At 66.4% G+C, this 5,291-nt stretch carries 7 protein-coding genes; 3 read left to right on the top strand and 4 right to left on the bottom strand.

The genetic code is table 11. From position 1 onward, the window contains the following. The 4 genes from AB4Y84_RS12390 to AB4Y84_RS12375 form a co-directional block, all read right to left on the bottom strand. The coding region (locus AB4Y84_RS12390) for a RelA/SpoT family protein (protein WP_442250208.1) at positions 1–1,352 on the bottom strand (1,352 nt) is incomplete at its 3' end. A gap of 106 nt (positions 1,353–1,458) precedes the next feature. Then, a complete protein-coding gene (rpoZ, locus tag AB4Y84_RS12385; RefSeq protein WP_005410877.1) occupies positions 1,459–1,758 on the bottom strand; it encodes a DNA-directed RNA polymerase subunit omega in 300 nt (99 codons plus the stop codon). A gap of 110 nt (positions 1,759–1,868) precedes the next feature. Next, positions 1,869–2,531, bottom strand: coding sequence for a guanylate kinase (gene gmk, locus AB4Y84_RS12380; RefSeq protein ID WP_033831917.1), 663 nt, complete (start codon positions 2,529–2,531; stop codon positions 1,869–1,871). After that, positions 2,528–3,388, bottom strand: a complete 861-nt coding sequence (locus AB4Y84_RS12375) for a YicC/YloC family endoribonuclease (protein ID WP_442244440.1) — start codon at positions 3,386–3,388, stop codon at positions 2,528–2,530. The genes gmk and AB4Y84_RS12375 overlap by 4 nt, the downstream gene beginning before the upstream one ends. Positions 3,389–3,510: 122 nt before the next feature. On the opposite strand from AB4Y84_RS12375, the gene rph reads away from it, so the two are divergent. From rph to rdgB, 3 genes are read left to right on the top strand one after another with little or no spacing between them, the layout of a single operon-like run. Beyond that, entirely contained in the window at positions 3,511–4,236 is a 726-nt protein-coding gene (gene rph / locus AB4Y84_RS12370; protein WP_353099080.1) for a ribonuclease PH, read from the top strand. Next, complete coding sequence (locus AB4Y84_RS12365; RefSeq protein WP_025874209.1) at positions 4,233–4,619, top strand: VOC family protein; 387 nt, start codon at positions 4,233–4,235, stop codon at positions 4,617–4,619. Before rph ends, AB4Y84_RS12365 begins: the two co-directional genes overlap by 4 nt. After that, positions 4,619–5,221 (top strand): RdgB/HAM1 family non-canonical purine NTP pyrophosphatase, encoded by a 603-nt coding sequence (rdgB, locus tag AB4Y84_RS12360; protein WP_312786539.1) that lies wholly within the window; start codon positions 4,619–4,621, stop codon positions 5,219–5,221. Before AB4Y84_RS12365 ends, rdgB begins: the two co-directional genes overlap by 1 nt. Positions 5,222–5,291: the final 70 nt, after the last annotated feature.

The raw sequence follows: 5,291 nt of genomic DNA, 5'->3' as shown, positions 1-5,291 counted from the left end.
GTACGCAGCGGCACCAGTTTCTTGTCCACGCGCGAGGCCACGGCCATGTTGCCGACGTCGGTATGCACGGCGTAGGCGAAGTCGAGCGCGGTGGAATTGCGCGGCAGGGCCAGGATCTTGCCCTTGGGGGTGAACAGGTAGACCTCGTCCGGGAACAGGTCGACCTTGACGTTGTCGAGGAACTCCAGCGACGAACCGGCGGCCCGCTGCGAATCGATCAGTTCGACGATCCAGGCGTGGGCGCGGCTCTGCGCGCTGTTGGGCGAATCACCGCCGAACTTGTAGGTCCAGTGCGCAGCCACGCCGCGCTCGGCGATCAGGTCCATTTCCTCGGTGCGGATCTGCACCTCGATCGGCGAACCATACGGGCCGAACAGCACCGTGTGCAGCGACTGGTAGCCGTTGGCCTTGGGAATGGCGATGAAATCGCGGAAGCGCCCATCCAGCGGCTTGAACGCGGCATGCACCGCGCCCAGCGAGTGGTAGCACTGCGGTACGCCGCGCACCACCAGGCGGAAGCCGAACACATCCATCACCTGGTCGAAGGATTTGTTCTCGTCGCGCATCTTGTTGTAGATGCTCCACGGGGTCTTGATGCGGCTGACCAGGCGGTGCTCGATGCCCTCCTTGGCCAAGCGCTGCGACAGCTGCACTTCCACCTGCGCCAGCGCCTCGCGGCGCACGACCGGCTGGCTGCGGATGTGCTTTTCCAGGATCGCGTGGCGCCACGGGTACAGCGCCTTGAAGCCGAGGTTCTGCAGTTCGCTCTTGACCAGGCTCATGCCCAGCCGCTGCGCGATCGGGGCGTAGATCTCAAGCGTCTCGCGGGCGATGCGGCCGCGCGCTTCGCGGCTCTGCGCGCCCAGCGTGCGCATGTTGTGCAGGCGGTCGGCCAGCTTGATCATGATCACGCGCAGGTCGCGCGACATCGCCAGCAGCATCTTGCGAAAGCTTTCGGCGGCCGCTTCCTGGCGGTCGCGGAACTTCAGCTTGTCCAGCTTGGTGACGCCGTCCACCAGTTCGGCCACGGCTTCGCCGAACTCGGCGGACAGGGCCTCGCGGGTCAGCGGGGTGTCTTCGATGGTGTCGTGCAGAATCGCGGCGATCAGCGCTTCCACGTCCAGGCCGAGCTCGGCCAGCACCTGGGCCACGGCCACCGGATGGGTGATGTAGGGCTCGCCCGACTTGCGCGTCTGCCCAGCGTGCGCGGAGGCGCCGACTTCCCACGCACGGCGCAGCAGCGGCAGCTGCTCGGGCGGCAGATAGTGGGCGGCGCGTTCGAGCTGGAGGACGTAATCGGGTACGGCGGCAGCGGGGACTGCGGCGACCTTGGCAGTGGGGCCTGGGTTCATGGCCAAAGCCTATGCCAGCGCGACGTTTACGGCAAACCCTGAATGCGAAACAGCCCGCACGGGGCGGGCTGTTCGGCGTATCCAGCAATGACGTTGATCGATGCGATCAATCGTCGTTCTTGGACATGTCTTCGTCGGCGACCACTTCAGCGGCGGCCCACTCCAGCGCTTCGCGCTCGGCGCGCTCACGCTCGGCCTTCTCGACTTCGTCGATCAGCGCGTTGTCGATCTTGCGGGCAGCGATCTCGCGCAGTGCCAGCACGGTCGGCTTGTCCTCGGTCTCGCTGTTGTCCAGCGTGGCCTGCACGCCATTGGCGAGCTGACGGGCGCGCTTGGAAGCCATCATCACCAGCTCGAAACGGTTGTTAACGACTTCCAGGCAATCTTCTACGGTAATGCGGGCCATACGGGCTCCCGGCGACCGGTCGGCCGCTCAGTCGAATGAGGGAAAGGGGACGGAGTGTACTGGCAGGGGCTGGACAAAATCAAGCCAACCCCCACCGGACCCTTTAGGAATCAATCAGTTGAACTCGCATCCGGGGTCAATAGCGCCTGGATCAGGCCGGCGTGCCGGACCTTCTGGGCGTCCCGGCGCAGGCGGCTGGCGGTGAAGATCGCGCACAGTTCGTCCACGGCGGTGTCGAACACTTCATTGACGATGACGTAGTCGAATTCGTTGAAGTGCAGCATTTCATCGCGGGCGGCGCCCAAGCGCTGGGCGATGACCGCCTCGCTGTCCTGGCCACGCTTGCGCATGCGGTCCTGCAGGGCCTGCTTGGACGGCGGCAGGATGAACACCGTCACCGTGCCCGGCACCAGCTGGCGCACCTGCTGCGCGCCCTGCCAGTCGATTTCCAGCAGCACGTCCTGGCCGGCGTTCAGCTGCGGCTCCACCGACTGGCGGGCGGTGCCCTTCCAGTCACCATGCACCCAGGCGTGTTCGAAGAAGTCGCCGGCAGCGATCATCTCCTCGAACTTCTCCGCGCTGACGAAGTGGTAGTGCTGGCCGTTCACTTCACCCGGGCGCATGGCCCGCGAGGTGAACGAGATCGATAGCGCGATCTGCGGGTCGCGCGCCAGGGTGGCGTTGACGATGCTGCTCTTGCCGGCGCCGGAGGGCGCGGCAACGATGTACAGCGTGCCGCGTGCGATCGCGGCCGGGGGCGTGGAAATGCTCATTCGATGTTCTGCACCTGCTCGCGGATCTGGTCGATCAGCACCTTCAGCTCGACGGCGGCGTTGGACGTGCGGCTGTCCACCGACTTGGAGCCCAGCGTGTTGGCCTCGCGGTTGAACTCCTGCAGCAGGAAGTCCAGGCGGCGGCCGACCGGTTCACGCTGCTTGAGCACGCGGCGGATCTCGACGATATGGCTGGACAGGCGATCCAGCTCCTCGTCCACGTCCAGCTTCTGCAGCCACATCACCAGTTCCTGCTCGGCGCGGCCCGGATCAACCGGATGCGGCAGGTCGGCCAGGCGGGCGGCGAGCTTGGTGCGCTGGCCGTCGCGAATGGCCGGAATCAGCGTGCGCACCTCGGCGGCGATGCGCTCGATGGCATCCACGCGCTCGGCGACGGCGGTGGCCAGCGTATTGCCTTCACGCTCGCGGGCGGCGATGAAGCCCTCCAGCACCTGGTCCAGCAGCGCCAGTGCTTCAATCTGCAGGGCTGCCGCATCGGTGGCCTCGCCCTGGGTGACACCCGGCAGCTGCAGCAGGTCGGTGAAGCTGACCTGCAGGTTGGGGAAATCGGAGGTCAGGCGGTGCGCCAGCTGGCCCAGCTGGCCCAGCAGCACCTCGTTGACCTGCAGGCTGGCAGCCGATTCCGGCGCGCGCAGGCGCATCACCAGATCCAGCTTGCCACGGCTCAGGCGCGCGGAAATGCGTTCGCGCAGCTGCGGTTCCAATGCGCGCAGTTCCTCGGGCAGGCGCGTGCCCACTTCCAGGAAGCGGTGGTTGACCGAGCGCAGCTCGCAGCCCAGCGTTCCCCACGGGGTGGAGCGCTCGCCGCCGGCATAGGCCGTCATGCTTCGAATCATGGATGTATCCGGTGCTTGCAAAGGGGGAATGGTACCCTAGCGGTCTCTTTTGAGCCCCTTTCCCCGCCCCGTGAAGGCCGCGGGGATGGTGGCGTACTCCCTTTCCCTACGGAACCTGCCCCATGTCCGATTTCCGCCCCAGTGGCCGTCAGCCCGATCAGCTGCGCCCGGTCGTCATCCAGCGCGGTTTCACCCGCCACGCCGAAGGTTCGGTGCTGGTCTGCTTCGGTGAAACCCGCGTGCTGTGCACGGCCAGCATCGAGAACCGGGTGCCGGGCTTCCTGCGTGGCAAGGGCGAAGGCTGGGTGACCGCCGAGTACGGCATGCTGCCGCGCGCTACCCACACCCGCAGCGACCGCGAGGCCGCACGCGGCAAGCAGGGCGGCCGCACGCTGGAGATCCAGCGCCTGATCGGCCGCAGCCTGCGCGCCTGCGTGGACCGCAACGCACTGGGCGAACGCACCATCACCCTGGACTGTGACGTGCTTCAGGCCGACGGTGGCACCCGTACTGCTGCCATCACCGGCGCCTATGTGGCCCTGGTCGATGCAGTGAACGTGCTGATGAAGCGCGGTGACATCAAGCGCAACCCGATCCTCGGCGCGGTGGCGGCGGTGTCGGTCGGCGTCTACCGCGGCACCCCGGTGCTGGACCTGGATTACCCCGAAGACAGCGACTGCGACACCGACATGAACGTGGTGATGAACGACGGCGGCGGTTTCATCGAACTGCAGGGCACCGCTGAAGGCCATGCCTTCCGTCGTGACGAACTCGATGCGCTGCTGGGCCTGGCCGAGAAGGGCGTGACCGAGCTGCTGGCCGCGCAGCAGGCAGCGCTGTCGGCATGAACCGGCGCATCGCCCTGACCACCCTGGTGGTGGCCGACTACGACGAAGCCATTGCCTGGTACACCGGCAAGCTCGGCTTCCAGCTGCTGGACGACATCGACCAGGGCAGCAAGCGCTGGGTAGTGGTCGGCCCGACCGATGGCAGCGCCGCCGCCCTGCTGCTGGCCCGCGCCAGCGACGACGAGCAGCGCAGCCGTATCGGCAACCAGACGGGTGGTCGTGTCGGCTTCTTCCTCAACACCGATGACTTCCGCCGCGACCACGCGGCGATGCTGGCTGCCGGTGTCCAGTTTCTGGAAGAACCGCGCGAAGAACCCTACGCCACGGTCGCGGTGTTCCGCGACCTGTACGGCAATACCTGGGACCTGTTGGAGCCCCGCTGATGAAGAAGCTTGTCCTGGCCAGCCACAACGCTGGCAAGCTGGTGGAAATGCAGGAAATCCTCGCCGATCTGCCGCTGCAGATCACTTCGGCCGCCGAACTGGGCCTGGGCGATGTGGAAGAGACCGGCCTGACCTTCGTTGAGAACGCGCTGCTGAAGGCGCGCGCCGCCTGCGAAGCGACCGGCCTGCCGGCRCTGGCCGATGATTCGGGGCTGATCGTCGATGCCCTCGGTGGTGCGCCGGGGCTGTACAGCGCCCGCTATGCGGGCCATCCGACCAATGCAGCGGCCAACAACGCCAAGCTGCTGGAAGCAATGGCCGATATCGCCGATGGCCAGCGCAGCGCCCGCTTCTATGCGGTGATCGTGCTGCTGCGGCACGCCACCGACCCGCAGCCGCTGATCTGCGAAGGCCGCTGGGAAGGACAGATCATCCGCGAACTGCGCGGCAGCAACGGCTTCGGCTACAACCCGGTGTTCCTGGATACCACCCACGGCCTGACCGCTGCGGAAATGGAACCTGCGTTGAAGAACGCCATCAGCCATCGCGCCATCGCCCTGCAGCAGCTCAAGCAGCAGCTCAAGCAGCAGTTCGCGGACTGAACCAGCATTCGACAGGAGACTCAAGGATGACCGTGAAGCGCTACCGCACCGGAATGGAACTGGTGCAACT

It is taken from the genome of Stenotrophomonas sp. 2YAF22 (assembly GCF_052114665.1).
Classification (GTDB): Bacteria; Pseudomonadota; Gammaproteobacteria; order Xanthomonadales; family Xanthomonadaceae; genus Stenotrophomonas; species Stenotrophomonas indicatrix.
This window is presented reverse-complemented; position numbering and strand designations above follow the sequence as displayed.

Bases quoted from the DNA above. Each gene is read 5' to 3' on its own strand.
- rpoZ (WP_005410877.1), bottom strand. From the start codon at position 1,758: ATGGCCCGCATTACCGTAGAAGATTGCCTGGAAGTCGTTAACAACCGT.
- gmk (WP_033831917.1), bottom strand. From the start codon at position 2,531: ATGAGCATTTCCACGCCCCCGGCCGCGATCGCACGCGGCACGCTGTAC.
- AB4Y84_RS12375 (WP_442244440.1), bottom strand. From the start codon at position 3,388: ATGATTCGAAGCATGACGGCCTATGCCGGCGGCGAGCGCTCCACCCCG.
- rph (WP_353099080.1), top strand. From the start codon at position 3,511: ATGTCCGATTTCCGCCCCAGTGGCCGTCAGCCCGATCAGCTGCGCCCG.
- AB4Y84_RS12365 (WP_025874209.1), top strand. From the start codon at position 4,233: ATGAACCGGCGCATCGCCCTGACCACCCTGGTGGTGGCCGACTACGAC.